The 20,519-nt window shown below is 38.5% G+C and carries 22 protein-coding genes; 13 read left to right on the top strand and 9 right to left on the bottom strand.

Annotated elements, in window-relative coordinates:
• Positions 1 to 95 precede the first annotated feature (95 nt).
• Positions 96 to 761, top strand: coding sequence for a potassium channel family protein (locus tag FPQ10_RS02715; protein WP_144159837.1), 666 nt, complete (start codon positions 96 to 98; stop codon positions 759 to 761).
• Positions 762 to 943: 182 nt separating this feature from the next.
• Here FPQ10_RS02715 and rnjA read toward each other — a convergent pair whose 3' ends face one another.
• From rnjA to def, 3 genes are all read right to left on the bottom strand, one after another.
• Complete coding sequence (rnjA, locus tag FPQ10_RS02710) at positions 944 to 2,611, bottom strand: ribonuclease J1 (protein WP_144159834.1); 1,668 nt, start codon at positions 2,609 to 2,611, stop codon at positions 944 to 946.
• A gap of 3 nt (positions 2,612 to 2,614) precedes the next feature.
• Complete coding sequence (locus FPQ10_RS02705; protein WP_144159831.1) at positions 2,615 to 2,824, bottom strand: DNA-dependent RNA polymerase subunit epsilon; 210 nt, start codon at positions 2,822 to 2,824, stop codon at positions 2,615 to 2,617.
• A 396-nt stretch (positions 2,825 to 3,220) separates the two neighbouring features.
• Positions 3,221 to 3,778 (bottom strand): peptide deformylase, encoded by a 558-nt coding sequence (gene def, locus FPQ10_RS02700; protein WP_144159828.1) that lies wholly within the window; start codon positions 3,776 to 3,778, stop codon positions 3,221 to 3,223.
• A 201-nt stretch (positions 3,779 to 3,979) separates the two neighbouring features.
• Between def and FPQ10_RS02695 the strand changes: the two genes are divergently transcribed.
• The 5 genes from FPQ10_RS02695 (at position 3,980) to lpdA (ending at position 10,476) form a co-directional block, all read left to right on the top strand.
• Entirely contained in the window at positions 3,980 to 4,648 is a 669-nt protein-coding gene (locus FPQ10_RS02695; protein ID WP_186278507.1) for a YkyA family protein, read from the top strand.
• 1,064 nt (positions 4,649 to 5,712) lie between these two features.
• Positions 5,713 to 6,756, top strand: a complete 1,044-nt coding sequence (pdhA, locus tag FPQ10_RS02690; protein WP_144160189.1) for a pyruvate dehydrogenase (acetyl-transferring) E1 component subunit alpha — start codon at positions 5,713 to 5,715, stop codon at positions 6,754 to 6,756.
• Between the two features lie 3 nt (positions 6,757 to 6,759).
• Positions 6,760 to 7,737 (top strand): alpha-ketoacid dehydrogenase subunit beta, encoded by a 978-nt coding sequence (locus tag FPQ10_RS02685; RefSeq protein WP_144159822.1) that lies wholly within the window; start codon positions 6,760 to 6,762, stop codon positions 7,735 to 7,737.
• 31 nt (positions 7,738 to 7,768) lie between these two features.
• Positions 7,769 to 9,064: a dihydrolipoamide acetyltransferase family protein gene (locus FPQ10_RS02680; protein ID WP_144159819.1), complete on the top strand. Its 1,296-nt coding sequence runs from the start codon at positions 7,769 to 7,771 to the stop codon at positions 9,062 to 9,064.
• A gap of 2 nt (positions 9,065 to 9,066) precedes the next feature.
• On the top strand, positions 9,067 to 10,476 hold the full coding sequence (lpdA, locus tag FPQ10_RS02675; RefSeq protein ID WP_144159816.1) for a dihydrolipoyl dehydrogenase: 1,410 nt from the start codon (positions 9,067 to 9,069) through the stop codon (positions 10,474 to 10,476).
• A gap of 450 nt (positions 10,477 to 10,926) precedes the next feature.
• Here lpdA and FPQ10_RS02670 read toward each other — a convergent pair whose 3' ends face one another.
• Positions 10,927 to 12,474, bottom strand: coding sequence for a glycine betaine uptake BCCT transporter (locus tag FPQ10_RS02670; protein ID WP_144159813.1), 1,548 nt, complete (start codon positions 12,472 to 12,474; stop codon positions 10,927 to 10,929).
• 219 nt (positions 12,475 to 12,693) lie between these two features.
• On the opposite strand from FPQ10_RS02670, the gene FPQ10_RS02665 reads away from it, so the two are divergent.
• The 3 genes from FPQ10_RS02665 (at position 12,694) to FPQ10_RS02655 (ending at position 15,012) form a co-directional block, all read left to right on the top strand.
• Complete coding sequence (locus FPQ10_RS02665) at positions 12,694 to 13,599, top strand: polysaccharide deacetylase family protein (RefSeq protein WP_144159810.1); 906 nt, start codon at positions 12,694 to 12,696, stop codon at positions 13,597 to 13,599.
• 158 nt (positions 13,600 to 13,757) lie between these two features.
• Positions 13,758 to 14,729: an NAD(P)H-dependent flavin oxidoreductase gene (locus FPQ10_RS02660; protein ID WP_144159807.1), complete on the top strand. Its 972-nt coding sequence runs from the start codon at positions 13,758 to 13,760 to the stop codon at positions 14,727 to 14,729.
• 16 nt (positions 14,730 to 14,745) lie between these two features.
• Positions 14,746 to 15,012, top strand: coding sequence for a UPF0223 family protein (locus FPQ10_RS02655; RefSeq protein WP_144159804.1), 267 nt, complete (start codon positions 14,746 to 14,748; stop codon positions 15,010 to 15,012).
• A 152-nt stretch (positions 15,013 to 15,164) separates the two neighbouring features.
• Here the strand turns inward: FPQ10_RS02655 and FPQ10_RS02650 are convergent, their stop codons facing one another.
• Positions 15,165 to 15,809, bottom strand: a complete 645-nt coding sequence (locus FPQ10_RS02650; protein WP_144159801.1) for a YktB family protein — start codon at positions 15,807 to 15,809, stop codon at positions 15,165 to 15,167.
• 162 nt (positions 15,810 to 15,971) lie between these two features.
• On the opposite strand from FPQ10_RS02650, the gene FPQ10_RS02645 reads away from it, so the two are divergent.
• Positions 15,972 to 16,772 carry an inositol monophosphatase family protein gene (locus FPQ10_RS02645; RefSeq protein WP_144159798.1) on the top strand — a complete coding sequence of 267 codons (801 nt, stop codon included), beginning with the start codon at positions 15,972 to 15,974 and terminating at the stop codon, positions 16,770 to 16,772.
• Positions 16,773 to 16,915: 143 nt separating this feature from the next.
• On the opposite strand, the gene FPQ10_RS02640 is transcribed toward FPQ10_RS02645, so the two are convergent.
• Positions 16,916 to 17,098 carry a hypothetical protein gene (locus FPQ10_RS02640; protein ID WP_144159794.1) on the bottom strand — a complete coding sequence of 61 codons (183 nt, stop codon included), beginning with the start codon at positions 17,096 to 17,098 and terminating at the stop codon, positions 16,916 to 16,918.
• 118 nt (positions 17,099 to 17,216) lie between these two features.
• Between FPQ10_RS02640 and FPQ10_RS02635 the strand changes: the two genes are divergently transcribed.
• A complete protein-coding gene (locus FPQ10_RS02635) occupies positions 17,217 to 17,552 on the top strand; it encodes a YlaH-like family protein (protein WP_144159791.1) in 336 nt (111 codons plus the stop codon).
• A 29-nt stretch (positions 17,553 to 17,581) separates the two neighbouring features.
• Here FPQ10_RS02635 and FPQ10_RS02630 read toward each other — a convergent pair whose 3' ends face one another.
• Complete coding sequence (locus tag FPQ10_RS02630) at positions 17,582 to 17,782, bottom strand: DUF2197 domain-containing protein (RefSeq protein ID WP_144159788.1); 201 nt, start codon at positions 17,780 to 17,782, stop codon at positions 17,582 to 17,584.
• A 170-nt stretch (positions 17,783 to 17,952) separates the two neighbouring features.
• On the opposite strand from FPQ10_RS02630, the gene FPQ10_RS02625 reads away from it, so the two are divergent.
• Positions 17,953 to 18,228 (top strand): hypothetical protein, encoded by a 276-nt coding sequence (locus FPQ10_RS02625; RefSeq protein WP_144159785.1) that lies wholly within the window; start codon positions 17,953 to 17,955, stop codon positions 18,226 to 18,228.
• A 67-nt stretch (positions 18,229 to 18,295) separates the two neighbouring features.
• Here the strand turns inward: FPQ10_RS02625 and FPQ10_RS02620 are convergent, their stop codons facing one another.
• Together FPQ10_RS02620 and FPQ10_RS02615 are read right to left on the bottom strand one after the other, a co-directional pair.
• On the bottom strand, positions 18,296 to 18,868 hold the full coding sequence (locus tag FPQ10_RS02620; RefSeq protein WP_186278506.1) for a YhcN/YlaJ family sporulation lipoprotein: 573 nt from the start codon (positions 18,866 to 18,868) through the stop codon (positions 18,296 to 18,298).
• A 99-nt stretch (positions 18,869 to 18,967) separates the two neighbouring features.
• Positions 18,968 to 19,426: a hypothetical protein gene (locus FPQ10_RS02615; RefSeq protein ID WP_144159779.1), complete on the bottom strand. Its 459-nt coding sequence runs from the start codon at positions 19,424 to 19,426 to the stop codon at positions 18,968 to 18,970.
• Between the two features lie 81 nt (positions 19,427 to 19,507).
• On the opposite strand from FPQ10_RS02615, the gene glsA reads away from it, so the two are divergent.
• Positions 19,508 to 20,440, top strand: a complete 933-nt coding sequence (gene glsA, locus FPQ10_RS02610; protein ID WP_144159776.1) for a glutaminase A — start codon at positions 19,508 to 19,510, stop codon at positions 20,438 to 20,440.
• Positions 20,441 to 20,519: the final 79 nt, after the last annotated feature.

Here is a 20,519-nt window from a genome sequence, read left to right as displayed (position 1 = left end):
TAGACGGCCACTTAATCAATTGATTAAGTGGTCTACTATTTTCTGATGATCAAATTATGGTATGATATCCTTGATAGATTGAAGGAGGAATTCCGATGAAAAAGTTATATGGGGTAATCGGACTCGGCCGTTTTGGCGGAAGTGTTTGTTTGGAGTTAGCGCGAGAAGGCTTTGAAGTATTAGCACTCGACCGTGATGAAGATCGCGTAAATGAATTTAAAGATATAGCTGCACATGCCGTCATCGGTGATTCGATGGATGAACAGACATTAATCGATCTTGGTTTTAAAAACATTGATCATGTGATTGTTGCCATTGGAGATAATGTGCATGCCAGTATATTAACAACGCTTATTTTAGAAGAATTAGGTATTAAACGCATCACTGTTAAAGCACAAAATGATTATCATGAGAAGATATTAAACAAAATTGGCGCTGATCATGTTGTCCACCCGGAGCGTGATATGGGTAAAAGAATTGCGCATAGTATCGTATCCAGTAATATTTTAGATTACATTGAACTTTCTGATGAATATAGTGTTGTAGAAGTGAAAGTCGGTAGTAAAATGGATCAAAAAACGATTCAACAATTGGATGTTCGTGCACGGTTTGGATGTAATATTGTTGCGATTAAAAGAGGTAAGGACGTAAATGTGTCACCGATGGCAGATGAAGTATTAAAACATGGCGATATTCTGATTGTCATTGGATCGGATAAAGATATCTCTCGATTCGAGAAAAAGTTAGTTATAGAAGAGTAGGAAGGGAGGCTTAAACCGAAAACTCCCTTTTTTCAACAGGTACATAAGACAAATGTCGATGAAAGATGGATATCGACTTCAAAACGAACTTCAAAAGTGATAAAAAATCACCCATCACGCATAAAGCGTAATTGGTGATTTTTTTATTTCATTTATTAAATTGCTTTCGGATAGGTAAAAAATTAAACTTCCATAATGATCGGTAAAATCATTGGACGACGCTTAGTACGATCGAATAAGAATGGCTGAATCGTATCAGTAATCTCATTCTTGATTTCTGACCATTGTGTCGTTTTTCTTTCCATAACTTTTTCAAGATGTGTTGCAACCAAGCCTTGCGCTTCTTTAATAAGATCTTCAGATTCACGCATGTAGACAAATCCTCTTGAGATGATGTCTGGACCTGAAGCAATTTTATGCTCTTTCATATTGATACTGACGACGACAATCACTAAACCTTCTTCAGATAGTATGCGACGGTCTCTCAGTACGATATTTCCAATGTCACCAATACCACTGCCATCGACATAAACAGAACCTGCAGGGATTTTTCCTGCAACGCTCACATCTTTTTTACCAATGGCCAGCACGTCACCAATATCCATAACAAATGAATTTTCACGTGGTACACCTGTTTGTTCTGCAAGTTTTGTGTGTTCAACAAGCATACGGTGTTCACCGTGAATTGGCATGAAGTACTTAGGCTTCATCAACCGTAACATTAATTTTTGTTCTTCTTGTCCACCGTGTCCGGATGTATGGATATCATTTAAAGAACCATGAATCACATTTGCTCCTGCCCGGTAGAGTTTATTGATATTGCGGTTAATGCTAATGGCATTCCCGGGAATCGGTGATGATGATAAAACAACTGTATCATCTGGGTGGATTTGGATGTGACGATGTGTACCATTGGCGATTCTTGAAAGAGCAGCCATTTGCTCACCTTGAGAACCCGTACAGAGTATAACAAGTTCATCGTTAGGCATTTGATTAATTTTATTCGGCTCGATAAACGTATCGTCAGGAGCATTAATATAATTTAGTTCCTGTCCAAGACGAATGGCATTTTCCATACTGCGTCCGAATACGGCAATCTTACGATCATTTTCAACCGCAGATTGAACGACTTGCTGTAGACGATAAATATTGGAAGCAAACGTTGCAAAGATTATTCTTCCGTCTACCTTGTTAAAGATATCCCGTATGCTTTCGCCGACAACACTCTCAGAAAGTGTGAATCCAGGAACTTCACTGTTTGTACTGTCAGACATTAGGCATAAAACACCTTCTGCTCCAATTTCAGCCATTTTCGTCAAGTTGGCTGGTTCTCCAACTGGAGTGAAATCAAATTTGAAATCACCGGTTTGTACGATGTTTCCTGGTGGTGTCTTGACAACAATTCCGAGTGAATCCGGGATACTGTGTGTCGTTCTAAAGAAGCTTACAGCTGTTTTTCTGAACTTAATGACATCTTCTTCTTCAACAGAATGTAGCTTCGCATTCCTTAATAATTTGTGTTCTTCTAGTTTGTTTTTGATAAGACCGATCGCAAGCTTTCCAGCATAAATTGGAACATTGATTTCACGTAATAAATATGGAATGCCTCCGATGTGGTCTTCGTGTCCGTGAGTGATGAACAATCCTTTGATTTTATCTTGGTTTTGGATGAGATAAGTGTAATCAGGAATGACATAATCAATTCCCAAAAGTTCGTCTTCAGGGAATTTGATACCGGCATCAATCAAAATAATTTCATCTTGGAATTGAACGCCGTACGTATTTTTTCCGATTTCACCTAATCCCCCCAAAGCGAAGATAGCTACTTGATCATTTTTGACAAATTTCATAAGCTAGATATTCTCCACTTTGAAGTCTTCGGATTTTTGCTCATAAGCTAAATGTGCTTCATTTAATTCAAGGATGTGTTCAATATTGATGTTTCGATCAGCGAGTTTTTCACGGACTTTCTTCACGCTATCTGCTTCAATATACATTGTTTGTGTTTCTTCACGTACAGGAGCTTCTTCTGCGTGCTCCTGAAATAATACTTTAAAAATCATTTTTTTCCTCCTAGTTAATTGTTTCCTACGTTGTTTACCTATCCGTAAAAGCAATATTTAAATGCTAGATGATAGCATTATGGATAAATTGTTTTTCAAAAGGTTTGCTGCATATAGTTGATCAGAATGTTTAAGCCCCAAGTGTCTTTTTGTCTCGAAGCAACTTTTTTAAACGTTTTCTCAATTTTTCTCGTAAACGCTTTAACATGGCGACATACGCTCCTTAATGTATGACGTAAATCCAAAAAACGATTCGCTGAGAAAAGAGAACACTACATTACATTTTCCTGTCGTTATTATCCACTTATTATTTCCATTATATACTTTCCCGTATCACAATTGAAACAATATAATCGATTGTTTCAGAAAAAGTATTTAGACGAATCAGTGTACGACCTATAGATCATCAACAGATACTGCATTTTCTGGTGGTGTCATCGGATCGTTTTCATCAATATGATCATAGAACATGACACCGTTTAAATGGTCGATTTCGTGTTGAAAAACAACTGCAGCATATCCTTTAAGACGTAATTTTACTTCTTCACCTTCAAGTGTTGTTGCTTTCACTGTTATTCTTGCATAACGAGGAACAATACCTGGCACATCTCTGTCTACACTTAAACAACCTTCTCCACCTGGGAGGTAGGTTTCTTCTACTGAATGACTGATGATTCTTGGATTGAATAATCCATAGCTATAAGTTCGTTCATGATGATCAGTGAAATGAACAGCCATCATTCTTTTGGATATGCCAAGCTGAGGAGCTGCTAGACCAACTCCGCTTCTCAAATTATACTTTTCAATCATTTCTTCATCTTGACTATTTTTAATGAACTGCAACATTTTCGTTAAAAGTGTTTTATCTTCCTCTGAAGCTGGAAGTTCGACTTGATCAGCTTTTATTCGCAGGGACTCATGACCCTCCCGAACAATATCTTTCATGGTGAGCATACGATTCATCTCCTTGCTTGGTGCTCTATATATATATGAATGATACAATTAAATATTGAAAATACCGTTTAATTCATCCTTTACATATTTTATCATATATTTATCGGATTCATAATAAAATGTATCTCAAAAAATGAATTGCTTTATGTTATAATGGCTAAAAAGAATTTGATAGATAGACAGGAAGGAAGAGACACATACATGAAGAGATTATTAACAATCATAAGCATAATGGTTTTGGGTATCACACTTGCAGCCTGTAACAGTAGTGATCAAACAAAAGAAGAGATTTATAATCATTTGGAAGAAGCCGTCAAAAAAGAAAAGGATTTTCACGAAGCACAAAAAGATCTTGTGGAAGTTGAAAAAGAAGAAAGTAAGTTATATGAACAAATGATAGAGATTAATATGGAAGAGATTGACCAAGTAAAAGACAAAGCAGAGAAGGCGAAAAAACTCTCCCAAGATCGAAAAGAGATTATGGAAAATGAAATGGAAAGTATCAAAGCAGGAAAAGAAGAGTTTGATGAAATGATTCCTTTAGTCGAGGAACTGGAGAGCGAAGAGGCAAAAAACCAAGCAAATGAGATGGTCGAGGTAATGGAAAACCGTTATAAGTCATTTGCCGAACTCCATGAAACTTATTTATCATCCATTAAAAGTGATCAAAAGCTATATGATTTACTGATGGATGAAGAGTTGGATAAAGAAACATTAGACGAGCAAGTAAATGAAATTAATCAAAAGTATGAAGAGATTGCGACTCATCAAGAGGAATTTAATGAACTGACCAACGAGTTCAATGAACTTAAAAAACAGTTTTACGAAACAATTGAATTAGATGTTCAATATGAAGAAGAGTCGGAATGATCACGGCTAAGACAAAAACAAAATGATGATCTTAAAGCCAATTATTTAAATAACAAATCAATGCAAACGTTCTTTCACTAAAAGCGTACACGCTCTGTAGGGAAACTTGCCTGCCACGCACTTTGTGAAATTCTGTGCAATAAATCTTGCCATGTCCGTGAAATGCATGAAATTATCAATGAGTATTATTCAAACAAAAGCCCGAACGATTTAGATATAGTCGTTCGGGCTTTTGTTTTTATCCCAACTTCTAACAAAAGAAGATAGGACAAGTGCATGTTGGCAGCCTATTCTTAGGCGTTATTAACGCTTTCGTTTTAATTAACTCTGATCGTGGGTAGGGCATTATTTCGTCGGCTATCCATGATTAGAACGCTTCTATTCGCAGGTAGGGTACTATTTTCGCCCGCCACGTTTAATTAAAACCACTCCTTAAACCTATCGAGTTCAGTACCTAATTACTCGCAAGATCGCTCTTTCTTTTTAAAAGCGATTAATTAAAGACAGGCCGCATCTGTCTGTCTTCATCCCCCGAAATAATACTTACAACTGTTCCGCTAATGATTACCCTCCATGCCGCTCAACTCAAATATTTCCCAACTCCACTTTCATATGAATCGCAATTCGAATAAGACACGCGCAACTGATACCACTTTAGTTCACTGACTTCTTCATCACTGCCATTGAAATTGCTGATCGATCAATCTGTTTTACATGAATTTAGCCAGTCTGTTATATTACAGACTCAGTTTATTACTATAACAGATGAACGTATTTCAACTCATATAAAAATTCAGAAAACTGACTGGTTGCTTGGTAAGCAAATACAATTGACGAGTGTTCCCTTTATGTTATAAACTACTCTATAGAACCTTGTATCACTAAATTTTATCTTTTTCATGAAACAGTTTGTTTGATTAAATGCCCGAGCTTAAGGGTAAATATAAAAGATGAAGTTTAGTATGAGGAACGTTAGCCAAACTATGGTAAGAATATAAGGAAAGGAAGAGGTGACTGGTGTGGTTTTTAAAAGTCCAGTAGAAGGCATCGAAGAAAAATTTGAGATGATTCAAATCTTGAATGAAGATGGGAAAATTGTGAATGAGGATGCAATGCCGGATTTATCTGATGATGATTTGGTAGAATTAATGCGACGTATGGTTTATACGAGAGTTTTGGATCAACGTTCAATTGCGTTGAACAGACAAGGAAGATTGGGTTTCTATGCACCGACAGCAGGGCAAGAAGCTTCTCAATTAGGTAGTCAGTTTGCTTTGGAGCAAGATGATTTTATCCTTCCGGGATATCGTGACGTTCCACAGTTGATTTGGCAGGGGCTTCCGTTGTATCAAGCTTTCTTGTTTTCTCGTGGTCATTATCATGGGAACCAAATGCCTGAAGATGTTCAAGCATTGAGTCCACAAATCATTATCGGTGCACAAATTACACAGGCTGCAGGTGTGGCACTCGGAATGAAACGTCGTGGCAAGAAAAATGTTGCCATTACTTATACAGGTGATGGCGGTGCATCGCAAGGTGACTTCTATGAAGGTGTAAACTTTGCCGGAGCTTACCAGGCACCAGCGATATTTATCGTACAAAATAACCGATTCGCTATTTCTGTTCCAGTTGAAAAACAATCAGCAGCGAAAACAATTGCTCAGAAATCAGTAGCTATGGGAATCCCTGGCTTCCTAGTCGATGGTATGGATGTTTTAGCTGTTTATAAAGTAGTACAAGAAGCTCGTGAACGTGCTGTGAATGGTGATGGTCCGACATTAATCGAAACATTGACGTATCGTTATGGTCCACACACAATGGCGGGGGATGACCCTACACGCTACCGTACAGAAGATATGGATAGCGAATGGGAGAAGAAAGATCCAATTGTCCGTTTCCGTAAGTTCTTGGAAGATAAAGGACTATGGTCTGAAGAAAAAGAAAATGAAGTTATGGAAAAAGCGAAAGAAGAGATAAAAACAGCGATCAAGAAAGCGGATAAACAAGAAAAACAATCCGTTACGGAGTTAATTTCCATTATGCATGAAGAACTTCCAGTTAATTTGAAAGAGCAAATGGAAGAATATAAAGAAAAGGAGTCGAAGTAAACAATGGCTGAAATGACTATGATTCAAGCAATAACAGATGCCTTACGCACAGAGTTGAAAAACGATGACAATGTGCTCGTTTTTGGTGAGGATGTTGGCCAAAATGGTGGTGTTTTCCGTGCGACTGAAGGCTTACAGGATGAGTTTGGAGAAGAAAGAGTTTTTGACACGCCATTGGCTGAATCAGGAATCATCGGCATGTCTGTCGGTTTGTCGACACAAGGTTACCGACCAGTTCCGGAAATTCAGTTCTTCGGCTTCGTTTTCGAAGCTATGGATGCAGTGGTAGGTCAATCTGCTCGTATGCGTTACCGTTCCGGAGGTAGATGGCATGCGCCAATTACAATCCGTTCACCTTTTGGTGGTGGTGTTCACACACCAGAACTTCACGCAGATAGCTTAGAAGGTTTTATGACTCAAGCACCGGGTCTTCGTGTCGTTATTCCATCAGGTCCATATGATGCAAAAGGGTTATTGATTTCTTCGATTCGAAATAACGACCCTGTTATTTTCTTGGAGCACATGAAGTTATATCGTTCTTTCCGTGAAGAAGTTCCTGAAGACGAATATACGATCGATTTAGACAAAGCGAACGTTGTAAGAAAAGGTACCGATATGACGTTAGTTGCATACGGTGCGATGGTTCATTCGTCCATTAAGGCAGCGGAAGAATTAGAAGAAGAAGGAATCAGCTGTGAAGTCATTGACCTTCGTACGGTGAGCCCAATTGATATTGACACAATTCTAGAATCCGTTAAGAAAACAAACCGTGCAGTCGTTGTTCAAGAAGCTCAGCGTCAAGCAGGAGTGGCAGCTGGAATTGTTGCTGAAATTCAAGAGCGTGCGATTTTGCATTTAGAAGCACCTGTTTTTCGAGTGACTGCTCCAGATACAGTATATCCATTCTCCCAAGCGGAAGAAGTATGGTTACCTGATCATCAAGACATTAAAGAAAAAGTAAAAGAATCCATGAACTTTTAATTGAAATTGATAATGAATAGGAGGGATTATCTTGGCCTTTGAATTTAAACTTCCTGATATTGGTGAAGGAATCCATGAAGGTGAAATTGCCAAGTGGTTTGTGAAAGAAGGCGACCAAGTAAGCGAAGATGATGTCTTAGCCGAGGTTCAAAACGACAAGGCAGTTGTTGAGATCCCATCTCCGGTTGATGGGACAGTCAAAAAAATCTTTGTTGATGAAGGCGAAGTAACGACCGTTGGTACGGTCATCATAACCTTCGATGCAGAAGGGTATGAAGACGACTCGGAAGAAGAATCATCAAAAGAAGAAGAACCGAAACAAGAAGAACAAACGGAAGAAAAGAAAGAAGAACCGAAAGAAGAGCAAACAGCGGATCGTAAACAAACAGAAGCGAGCGAAAAGTCTGTTGACGAAAACAAACGGGTCATTGCGATGCCTTCTGTCCGTAAATATGCACGAGACAATGACGTAAATATTCAGCAAGTTAGTGGTTCAGGTAAAAATGGTCGAATCTTAAAAGATGATATTGACCAATTCTTAAGTGGGGATCAACCTACTGAAGATGTCCAGCAGACGGAAGAAACTGCAGAGCAACAAACGGCACCGCAAACAACGGAAGGTCAATACCCTGAAACAAGAGAGAAAATCAGCGGTATTCGCCGTACAATTGCAAATGCAATGGTGAACTCCAAACGTACAGCACCACATGTTACATTGATGGATGACGTGGATGTTACCGCTATGGTAGAACACCGTAAGAAATTCAAAGCAATTGCAGAAGAGCAAGACATTAAACTAACTTATTTACCATATGTCGTAAAAGCTCTAGTTTCAACATTGAAGAAGTATCCGATCTTGAATGCTTCCTTCGACGATGAAACAGAAGAACTTATTTATAAGCATTATTACAATATTGGAATTGCTGCTGATACAGACCGTGGACTACTTGTACCGGTCGTAAAAGATGCAGATCGCAAATCCATGTTTGATATCTCTGCTGAAATAAATGAGTTGGCAACAAAAGCGCGTGATGGTAAACTTTCTCCAGGGGAGATGAAAGGTGCTTCTTGTTCGATCACGAATATCGGATCTGCAGGTGGACAGTGGTTCACTCCTGTCATCAATCATCCGGAAATGGGTATTTTAGGTATTGGTCGAATCAGCGAGAAACCAGTTGTTCGCGACGGAGAAGTTGTTGTAGCACCTGTATTGGCATTATCTCTAAGCTTTGATCATCGCATGGTTGACGGTGCAACAGCACAATATGCGATGAATCATGTAAAACGATTATTGAATGATCCACAACTAATTATGATGGAGGGTTGATTATGGTAGTAGGAGATTTTCCAGAAGAAGTAGATACGCTAATCGTCGGTGCTGGACCCGGCGGTTACGTTGCAGCAATCCGAGCTGCACAAATGGGACAAAAAGTAACCATTGTAGATAAGGGCAACCTAGGCGGCGTTTGTTTGAACGTAGGTTGTATTCCATCTAAAGCATTAATTTCAGCAGGTCATCGTTATGAACAAGCGTCTGGTTCTGATGACATGGGAATTGTTGCAGAAAAGGTATCTGTCAATTGGGACAAAGTCCAAGAGTGGAAAGGCCAGGTTGTTAACAAATTAACCGGCGGTGTTGAAAGCTTATTAAAAGCGAATAAAGTAGATATCGTTAAAGGTGAAGCTTATTTTGTTGATCAAAATACAGCCAAAATCATGGACGAAAAGCAGTCGCAAACGTATAAGTTCAAAAATTGTATTTTAGCAACAGGATCTAGACCGGTTGAATTAAAACCATTCCCTTATTCTGAGCGCGTGTTAGACTCTACAGGTGCATTGGACTTAAAAGAAGTTCCAGGAAAAATGGTTGTAATCGGTGGAGGTTATATCGGTACTGAACTTGGTGGCGCGTACGCAAGCTTTGGTACAGAAGTAACTATCCTTGAAGGTACAAAAGATATCTTGGGCGGTTTCGAGAAACAAATGACCCAATTAGTGAAAAAACGTCTGAAAGGAAAAGGCGTTGATATTGTTACAGAAGCTATGGCTCAAGGCGTTGAAGAAACCGATAATGGTGTAAAAGTAACCTATGAAGTAAAAGGCGAAGAAAAAACAATAGAAGCTGATTACCTATTGGTAACAGTCGGCCGTCGTCCAAACACGGATGAAATTGGACTTGAAGAAGTTGGCGTGGAAATGGATGATAAAGGCTTAATTAAAGTGGATAAACAAGGACGTACGAATCTAGATACCATTTATGCGATTGGTGACATTGTTGACGGACCACCATTAGCTCACAAAGCTTCTTATGAAGGTAAAATCGCTGCTGAGGCGATTAGTGGAGAGAAATCAGAAATCGATTATCTATCCATGCCACTTGTCGTTTTCTCAGATCCAGAGCTTGCAAGCGTTGGATACAATGAGAGCGACGCAAAAGAAGCAGGCTATGATGTTAAAGTTTCCAAATTCCCATTTGCAGCCAATGGCCGTGCATTAAGTCTAAATGATACGGATGGTTTCGTGAAATTAATTACGCGTAAATCAGACGGATTAGTCATTGGTGCTCAAGTTGCTGGTCCAAGTGCAAGTGATCTAATTGCAGAATTAGGACTTGCTGTGGAGGCTGGTATGACAGCTGAAGACTTAGCATTGACGATCCATGCTCACCCAACACTTGGTGAGACGGTTATGGAAGCAGGCGACCTTGCAATCGGCATGCCAATTCATACAATGAAATAATGAATAGGTGAGAAATTAAAACACACCGATTCAGTTGAACCTATCCGGTTCGCTGATCGGTGTGTTTTTTCTTTGAAAAATATAAAGATTCTAATACACAACTTAGCGTAAGTTTCGGTGGCGATCGCTGGTATTAAATGAGACATAAAGAGATACGCAAGATAGGGCTAGAGTACTTAAACGCGATCAAAGAGAATTTATATGAGTTTTACAAAACCGTAAAAGCCTCAGCTATACCAGAAGTCGAAAAAGCGATTGAGACGCTTCTTCAGAATTCATGAAAAGCCCCAGATATAATTTACACAACGGTTACCTTGAAGGTGTCATTAATTAAACCAAAGTGTTTCATGAAGAAAACAACCCCGAACTAAGCTCCAGTAATTTATCGCTTAGTTCGGGGTTGTTTAGCTGATTCTTTTATTCAACTTTCTATTGCTTAAGATATTACAATCACTCAACCGGTTCGTTTCTTCTTCGTCTCTTGAGAGGAGCATTCCTTGCTTCTTCTCTGAATTCTTTAACCAATGAGAAGATAACCATCAGCAAGATGAACACGAATGGAAAGGCGGCTAAAATTGACGCTGTTTGCAATGCGCCTAATCCACCTTGCCATAGCAACACGGCAGCAGTTGCTGACTGTACCAATCCCCAAGCAAGTTTTACTCGAACATTTGGGTTGAGACTACCGCCCGTCGTTTGCATGCCTAATACGAATGTTGCTGAATCGGCAGAAGTAATGAAAAAAGTACTAATCAATAAAATCGCCAGTAGCGATGTTATAAATGACAATGGGTAGTTCTCAAGGACCGTGAATAATGCAATCTCAGCTCCTTGATCATTAACCACTGACATAATATCCATCCCTTGGTGGTATTCCAGAGAAATAGCTGATCCGCCGAAAACAGCGAACCACAATGCACCGAAGATGGTAGGTACTAATAGTACACCTATGACAAATTCTCTAACTGTACGTCCACGAGAGACGCGGGCTATGAACATTCCGACGAAAGGTGCCCATGCGATCCACCATGCCCAATAGAACATCGTCCAATCTTGTAGCCATACTGCGTTTTCAGAATTGAAAGGTGTTGTTCTAAAGCTCATGGACGGTAAGTTCTGAACGTAACCGCCTAATGAAGTTGTAAAGAAATTCATGATGAAATTAGTTGGTCCAGCGAACAACAAGAAAAACATCAACAAGAATGCAATAATAATATTCGTTGTACTTAAAATCCGAATACCTTTATTCAATCCAGTCGCTGCTGATATCATGAATAAAACAGTAACTACTGCAATGATAATCAATTGAACGACAATTGTGTTACTGATTCCAGGTATAATGAATCCTAATCCACTGGCTATTTGTTGTGCACCTAGACCAAGAGAAGTTGCAACACCGAATACTGTCGCAAAGACAGCAATCACGTTGACGATTGTACCATATGGCCCATTCATTCTATCCCCAAATAATGGTTTTAACGTTGTGCTGATCAATCCTGGTTCATCTTTTCTGAATTGAAAGTAGGCTAGTGCCATAGCTAAAATTGCATAAATCCCCCAAGGATGTAGTCCCCAGTGGAAAAATGAATACCGTAATGCAGTTTTCGCTGCTTCCGTTTCATTCGCGGTTGCATAAGGAGGCATGTTGAAATGCGAGATAGGTTCCGCAGCTCCCCAAAATACAAGCCCAATTCCCATTCCTGCACTGAATAACATTCCGAACCAGGTTAAATAGTTGTATTCTGGTTTGTCTGCTTCTTTTCCTAATTTGATATTCCCATATTTCGAGACAACTAAGAAAATAGCAAAGATCAGGAATGAAGTTGCTGAAAGTAAGTAAAACCAACCGAACTTATCTACAATAAAACCTTGAATATTAGTCGTAATGTTATTTAAGTTCCAAGTCGGTAGGATACTTGAAGGAATAATCCCCCAAACAATAAATATAAGTGCTATTAATAAAGAAATATAAAAAACTTTAGTAACCTTTTTTCCCATGTTAAAAAACCTCCTATTGGACGAGAAAACGCACATTATCATAAGGACATAATCTATTGAAACAAAAATTCAAATGACAATCAAGGAAATTTCATTTACTAGCGTTCTTTTACTTTTACCCTCTTGTTTATAAAATAACCATTCAACAAAAAAATAACTGTTTCAAGAAAAGAAATATCGAGTTATAATGAAGTTATTACATAAATAGGAGGACAACCATTGAAAACGAAATACACCATTGGAATACTACTTATTTTATTATTCGTTGTAGGCTGTCAAACAAATGACGAAGCAGCACCTAATGATCATCAATCTGAAACAGAACAGGACGCATCAGAAGATACAGAGCAATCCGCGGAAGAAACAGAAAAAGAAGAAACAGCAAAAGAAGAAGAAACAGAAGTCGAAGAAGCGGACGACTCTGCTGATGAAAATGAGGATGACCAAGTAAAAGAAGAACAAACTAACGATACAGAAGAAAAAGAAAAAACACCCAAATATAAAATGAACGACATATTTGGCTTTGATCCAATCGATGATGCGGACGAGCAAGTGGTTTTGATGACAATCGATGATGCACCTGATGAACATGCAGTTGAAATGGCTGAGATTTTAACGGAGATGGACGTTCCAGCAATTTTCTTTGTCAATGGTCACTTTATTGAATCTGAGGAAGAGAAAAAAGCGTTAAAACAGATTCACGAAATGGGTTTCCCGATCGGTAACCATACGTATGATCATAAGAATTTAAAGGAATTAACAGAAGAAGAACAGCGAGAACAAATTATTCCACTAAGCGATAAGATTGAAGAAATTATTGGAGAACGCCCACTGTTTTTCAGAGCTCCACATGGTGCAAATACAGATTACGCGAAGAAGCTTGTCAAAGAAGAGGGCATGCTGTTGATGAACTGGTCATTTGGTTATGACTTTAAAGCAGACTATATGGAAAAAGAGGCGCTAACTGAAATCATGTTGGAAACAGAGCTATTAGGGAATGGTTCCAACCTTCTGATGCATGACCGAGAATGGACGAAAGAAGCTTTACCTGATATTATCACCGGCTTAAGAGATAAAGGGTTTGGCTTCATCGATCCATACGAAATTCAAACAATTGAATCGTAAATAATCGAACTGTCTGTTTAAACTCAAACAACCTTTCAAAGGTGGTGGGTGAAGCAGGCAGTCTTTTATATGTACACTGAAGGTTATGTGAATGGTGTGGTTTTTTAATTAATTTGAATTTAATGATATTATGAAGACAGAATACCATAGCAGGAGGCATGATGATGAAAACGAGATTGACGGAATTACTTAAAATTGAAATGCCGATTATTCAAGGTGGATTAGCTCATTTGGCATATGCTGAATTAGCAGCAGCCGTTTCAAATGCTGGCGGTTTGGGCCAGATTACTGCCATGAGTTTGGATAATGAAGATGCACTGAGGGAAGAAATACAAAAAGTGAAAAAATTAACTGACAAACCATTTGGTGTAAACTTTGCGATCGGACAGCATGGTCGGCCGTTTGAACATATGGTCCAAGTGGCCTTGGATGAAAACGTACCAGTGATATCCGTAACAGGTGGGAATCCGAAGCCTGTACTGGAAATGTTTCAAGGAACAAACACAAAAAAATTGGTTTTGGTGGCAGCTAGAAGACAAGCAGAGAAAGCTGAAGAATTAGGTGCTGATGCAGTAATGGTTGTTGGCTATGAAGGCGGAGGACACTTGGGAAGAGACCATATCGGAAATTTCGTGCTCATTCCTGAAGTTGTCCAAGCAGTTGATATTCCAGTAGTTGCTTCTGGTGGAATTAGTGATGGCAAAGGGTTAATGGCTGCATTGTCATTTGGTGCTGAAGGAATTGAGATGGGGACCCGGTTTATTGCAACAAAAGAGTGTGTCCATGCAAGTGAAGCCTATAAACAAGCAATCCTTGACGCCGGGGCCCAGTCAACAGTATTGATTAAAGAGTCCATTGGCGCTCCAGCTCGTGCATTGAAAAACGATTGGACCGATAAAATTTTAGAATTGGAACAAAAGAATGTCGGTTATGAAGGATTGAAAGATTATATTAGCGGAAAAGCCAACAAACGATTTGCACAAGAGGGACAAGTAGATGAAGGTTTTGTTTGGGCAGGGCAAGTCGCGTGGCGAATACAAGATCTCCCATCGGTTCAGGAGCTTTTTGATCAAATGGTTGATGAAGTGGATGAAATTCAACAGCGTTTAACACAAATAACTACGAAATAAAGGGAGTACTGATCGTATGGAATATAGCTATCCAATTGATCCAGACTGGACAACAGATGAAATTGTAAACGTCATTGGGCTTTTTCAAAAGGTTGAAGAAGCATATGAGCAAGGAACACGGCCAAAGGATATATTACAGGCATACAAAGAGTTTAAAAAAGTCGTTCCATCAAAAGCTGAAGAAAAAACTTTATTTAAAGATTTTGAGAAAAAATCAGGTTTCATTCCTTTTCAGGTGATAAAAAAAGCGAGAGCAGCTGGTGATGGAAAGATTAAAATGTAGAATTGCTGATTTTATGAAAATTTTATTACTATAGCACAAAAAGATGATCTCGATTGGCAATCGGGATCATCTTTTCAATTCTTATAACCAAAATAACCTCAATACGATGGAAACAAATAATACATTAACGTTCTTGTCTTAGTCGCTATTTATTAATTATTCGTTGAGACATTTTTAGCAAGATCATAAAAACGCATGAGTTGCTTGAACGTATCTTCGCATTCTTTCAGAAATTTTTCACCATCCTGTAAGATGGGGTCTTGTCGGTCATATGTTTTACCACAAAGGATTTCTGCTTTCTTCACATTTTCCAGGCGATCGACGACACGATCGAATTCACCTTTTTTCATTTCTTCATGTGAAATTGTTTCTGGTTTCATATGATCTTCTGACCAAACGAAGTCATTCGGTATTTCGTTTAAAATTTCTTTTTTGTGCTTTTTCAGCTGTTCAGCTAAACCTACTTTTATTGGACTTTCATAAATGACCGCAAACCAGATGAATACGTGAGACTCCCACATACCAATCTGGAAATGTGGTAGTTTCTTATATCCTCTCTTACTGCTTGCCAATGCAGCCCATGTATCATTCGGAGGATTTTTTGTTCTACGAGCATGCTTGGCGACATGGACAAACATCTCGTCACCTGAAAGACTGGATAGGTCAGGTTCAAGATGGTTAGCAATCGCCTCAAGCTTGGTGGAAATTCGACTTCTGAGTGCCTCCATTCGTTCTTCCAAGCCATCGATGGTAAATACATTAAAGTCTCGTTGTTCAAAGCCGTTAAAACTGCTCATTTTGTCACCTCATTTCAGTTCCATTTTCTCCATTGAAATTGTAGCATAAATCGAATGACAACGTTAAGAATTGTGAAGGACACTGTACTTTAAGTGTATTATTCGGCATTATTTGATAGGATATTTGATATGAAGAAGTTTTTATAGAAGGAGAAAGATAGAATGGACAACTTTGAAAAAAGTAAATTAATCGATGAAGCAAAAAGAATTATTTTCAAAGCAAGTGAACAAATAAAAAACCATATGCAACGTCCTTATGACATCAATACAAAGCAAGATCGAAAAGATTTAGTCACAGAGATTGACGAAAGTACTGAAAAATTTATTATCAAAAAAGTTAGGAGTTCATTTCCAGATCATAAAATTATGGCTGAAGAAGGAACGGGAGACGAGGTTAACTCCTTAGATGGAACCGTATGGATTATCGATCCGATCGATGGCACAATGAACTTTATTCATCAAAAACGCTTTTTTGCGATTTCAATTGGTATTTATCATAATGGTGAAGGTATTGTTGGACTGATCTACGACGTGATGGATGATACACTCTATGAGGGTATAAAGGGAGAAGGCGCCTATAAAAATGGCAAAAAAATCCCCGAATTGACAAAAGAAAGAGAATTGAAGGATACATTAATTGGAATTAACAGTTTCTGGTCTATACCAAATAGACGCTTAAATGAAGAAAAAATCCATCAATTAATTCGCGATGTGAGAGGTACACGTTCCTATGGTTCTGCAGCACTTGAATTTGCTTATATTGCAGAAGGGATTATTGACGCATATATAACGATGCGCCTCTCTCCATGGGATATAGCTGCCGGTATAATTATCATTAATGAGGTTGGAGGCAAAGCGACTCAGGTCAATGGAGAACCGCTTGATCTTTTAAAAGACAATACTGTATTGGCAGCAAATGAAGTTGTTCATAGTGGCTACATCGACTATATTGAAGAGAAATAGGCTGCATGGATAACATCGAACGTTTTTGCTTAGAATTCGTTATACCATTTAAGTGAACGGCTGCACAGTCGCAGTAAGTTTATGCACAGTGCAGCCGATTTAAGTACTTATACTTATTTAGAGTCTACAAAAAACGTAAACGATTACTTTTTAATTGATGAGTAATGTTTCTTTTTGTAGCGTAGGCCAAAGACCATCACAGCCATGCCTCCGAAGAAAAAGGCAAAAACCAACCAAAAGTTTTGAAAGCTTATCGCAACTGCTGTCGCTAAAAAGAGTGAGACAACCAACACGGCCAATAAAGCCATCTTTATTTCAAATTTCATTATTATTCAACTCCTAAACTGATAAATTCACGGTTTTGTTATGTTTTTTATGGTTTCATTATAGAAAAAAACAAATTGATTTAGTATGATTGTATAGGACACGATAGGAGGTTACCCGATGGATAAAACGGTTTCCCAACAATTTAGCTTTAGCCCGGTCGAACGTTACTTTTTAATGGACGTTGGTGGAGAACTAGGGTTTTGGCTAATGTTTTTTGCTATATTTATCTTAGCAGTAATCACATATAAGTTAGGCTTCGCAAAAGAATTACCATTATTGAAATCAATCATTGTGTACATAATGTTATTTATTGGTTGTTTTATCTTAGCGATCTTTGCTATATTTGCCCTGCCAATTGCTGAAGTGCTTATTGTGATTGCTCTTGTACTAGGGATTTATCGTTTTCGGCTATACCGGGAACGAAAAGAACGAAATCGTTCAAGCAATGAATAGAGACTGCTGCCTTCACTGGCGGCAGTTTTTTAATTTTTACTGGAAAAGTCCGTCTTAATTGTCTTGCTTTGTGGCGATTCTTGTGATTTTTGTTCAACTTTCTGAGTGATCCGTTGATCACAATCAGGACATAAGTAGGAGAGCTTTCTTCTTTTTTGTATTTCTTTGGCGACTAATGAAAAAGGCTCCAAGGTATCTACCCGATCACATAGAATACATTTTACACGCATTATTTTCACCTCAAATCCACTCTACATTATACCACCAACAACGACAAATTTGGAATGATGAATAAGAATTGCCGGCCAACAAAAAATATAAGGACAAGGTTTGAAAATTGTTGGATAGGGAATTGATAAAATCATAAGCGTTTCCGAACATAATGAGGAGGGGATTTACGATGAAAAAACGATTGTTTGCGGCACTCGGAGCAGGAGCAGTCGCTTATGTAATGTCTGATGAAAATCGAAAACAAAAAGTGATGACGAAAATCAAAGGGCTGAAAAATAAATATTTCGGTGAAAAAGATCAAATCCCTGAAGTTGAATCAGGAAAACCCGACTTACAGAATGACGAAAACTCCAAAATGGTCAATGAAGGATCGCAATTTGGAGTTCAATATTACAATAAAGTTCGTGAAGGCGAAGACCCAACTAAATATCCAACTCAACAATAATACTGAAACTCCCTTGTCTGTGTGATGGACAAGGGAGTTTCCTGCGTAAACGTAAATAAAGTAAAGATTATAGTGGTTGATTTTGTTCTTGTCGCTCTTGTTGAATGTCATCCGTGTTTTCTTGGTTTTTCTCATATTGTTCATCTTGATCTGTCTCACGCATTGGCATATCAGGGATATATCGTCCAATTACATTAGCAATTTCGTCTAAAATGACACTTCGTCCTTGGCCGTTTTGAATAGACTCATTAATATTCGCTATTCGTTTCATAATATCACCATCAGCCATAACATACGCATAGTGACCGTAAGGGTCGTGTTTAATGATTTCTGTTACTGCATGTTTAACAGATCCTGACTTACCTCGATCCAAATCTTCATCGATATCTATACCGATAATTGTATAGTCACCAAAGACGACAGCTCGTGCATTGTTTACATTTGGAACACTGTTGGCTAACTGGACTAATCGTTCAGCCGCCTCTTGGTTTGTATGTTCTTGAGTAGTCTGATGATTCGTTGGATCATTTACACGTTGTAAGTCCGGACTTGCAGTGTTTTCGGGTGAGTTAGCTTCTTGATTGCTACAAGCTGAGAAAAGAAGTATAAATAAGATAAGGAGTGTAAATTTCCACTTCAAATAAATAACCTCCTTTTTTAACTAGCTTGAGCAAAAAAGGAGGTTGTATGCATTGTAAAAATAGACAGTTAATCAACATCTATGAGAAAATGGAAAGGCTTAGTTAATCGTAATCACATCAATGCCTTTAAAAGGATTCTGTTGATTGGTACCATCACCGAATAATAGGTGAACGGGTCCATCTTCTTTCGGCGGCTTACCGTCGATTGCAAAGATCAATAACGACTCTTTTAATTCATCCAATGAAATTTCAATTTCACCTTGGTCGGTATGTAGGATGGCTGAGGTTGCATCCTCTTTTGGATTGGATGTTTCTAAAAAAGGTTTGATCGGCATCACATAACTGTTTTCAAGCACTTTTTTACCTTCAAATCGACTGACACTTCGTTTGACAGGTGGTCTGATCCGCTGTTGAGGCTCGACGTCCTTTTCAGGATGGTTTTCTTCTTTATCCGGTAAAAAGGCTTCTTCCAGCTTGATTTTTCGATCATCAAAGATCCATACTGTTGGGTCAAGTGTTATGGGAAATTGAACGTTCCCTTTTAATTGAACAATCATCGTTGTTACACCTCTTTTTTATAAATTTCTATACAAGTATAACGAACATTTTTGATGAATGCATTAAAGGAGTGATTTTTCATGATCGAAATCGATGAAAAAGACTTACATTATTGGCTCGAACACGTGAAAATTTATGCAAATAATGGAAAGGTCGCAGATTATATTCCAGCTTTGGCCAATCAGCAACCAGAAATCAATGCAACGGCCTTTTATCCGATTGGAGATAAAGAAGTAGCATGTGCGGGACAGGCTGATTATTCTTTTACCATTCAAAGTGTATCAAAGGTTCTTACATTAGCACTTGCCTTGATCCAACACGGGGAGCAAGCTGTTTTTTCTCGAGTCGGTAAGGAACCGTCATCTGACCCGTTCTATTCCATTCAAAAGTTAGAAGTTGAAAAACCGAGCAAGCCATTAAACCCGATGATTAATGCAGGTGCACTTGCTGTTACCAACATGATCAGAGGACGTGGGTCAGAAGAAATGGTTGAAGAAATTTTAAATCTTGTTCGACTATTAACCGATGATCCGTCGATTGAGTATGACGAAGAAGTAGCCCGTTCAGAGTTTGAAACAGCATTTTTGAATCGTGCGCTCAGTTACTTCATGAAACAAAATGGTATCATTACCGGAAGTGTAGAAGAGTTACTTGATGTTTATACGAAACAATGTGCAATCACAGTCAATGTGAAACAGCTAGCTCGTATTGCTGCAGTTTTTGCCAATGATGGAAAAGATCCAGATACAAATCAACCACTGCTTCCATCACATGTTGCACGTGTTTGTAAAACCTTTATGGTGACTTGTGGAATGTATGATGCTTCCGGAACCTTTGCAATCAATGTTGGTATACCAGCGAAAAGTGGAGTGTCTGGTTGTATTATGGGTGTTATTAAAGAATCAGGCGGACTGGCAGTTTTCGGACCTGCACTAGACGAACAGGGCAACAGCGTTGTCGGTATGCACCTCTTGAAGGACCTAGCAGATGATAAACGTTGGTCGATCTTTTAGAAAAACGTCTTTCTTATAATGGCTTTGTTCATGGATAATTTCTTGCAATTTTACCTTGAAGAAGGTACTATTTAATAAG

Origin of the sequence: Allobacillus sp. SKP2-8 (genome assembly GCF_007559355.1) — a bacterium.
In the GTDB taxonomy this organism is placed as follows: Bacteria; Bacillota; Bacilli; order Bacillales; family Alkalibacillaceae; genus Allobacillus; species Allobacillus halotolerans.
This window is presented reverse-complemented; position numbering and strand designations above follow the sequence as displayed.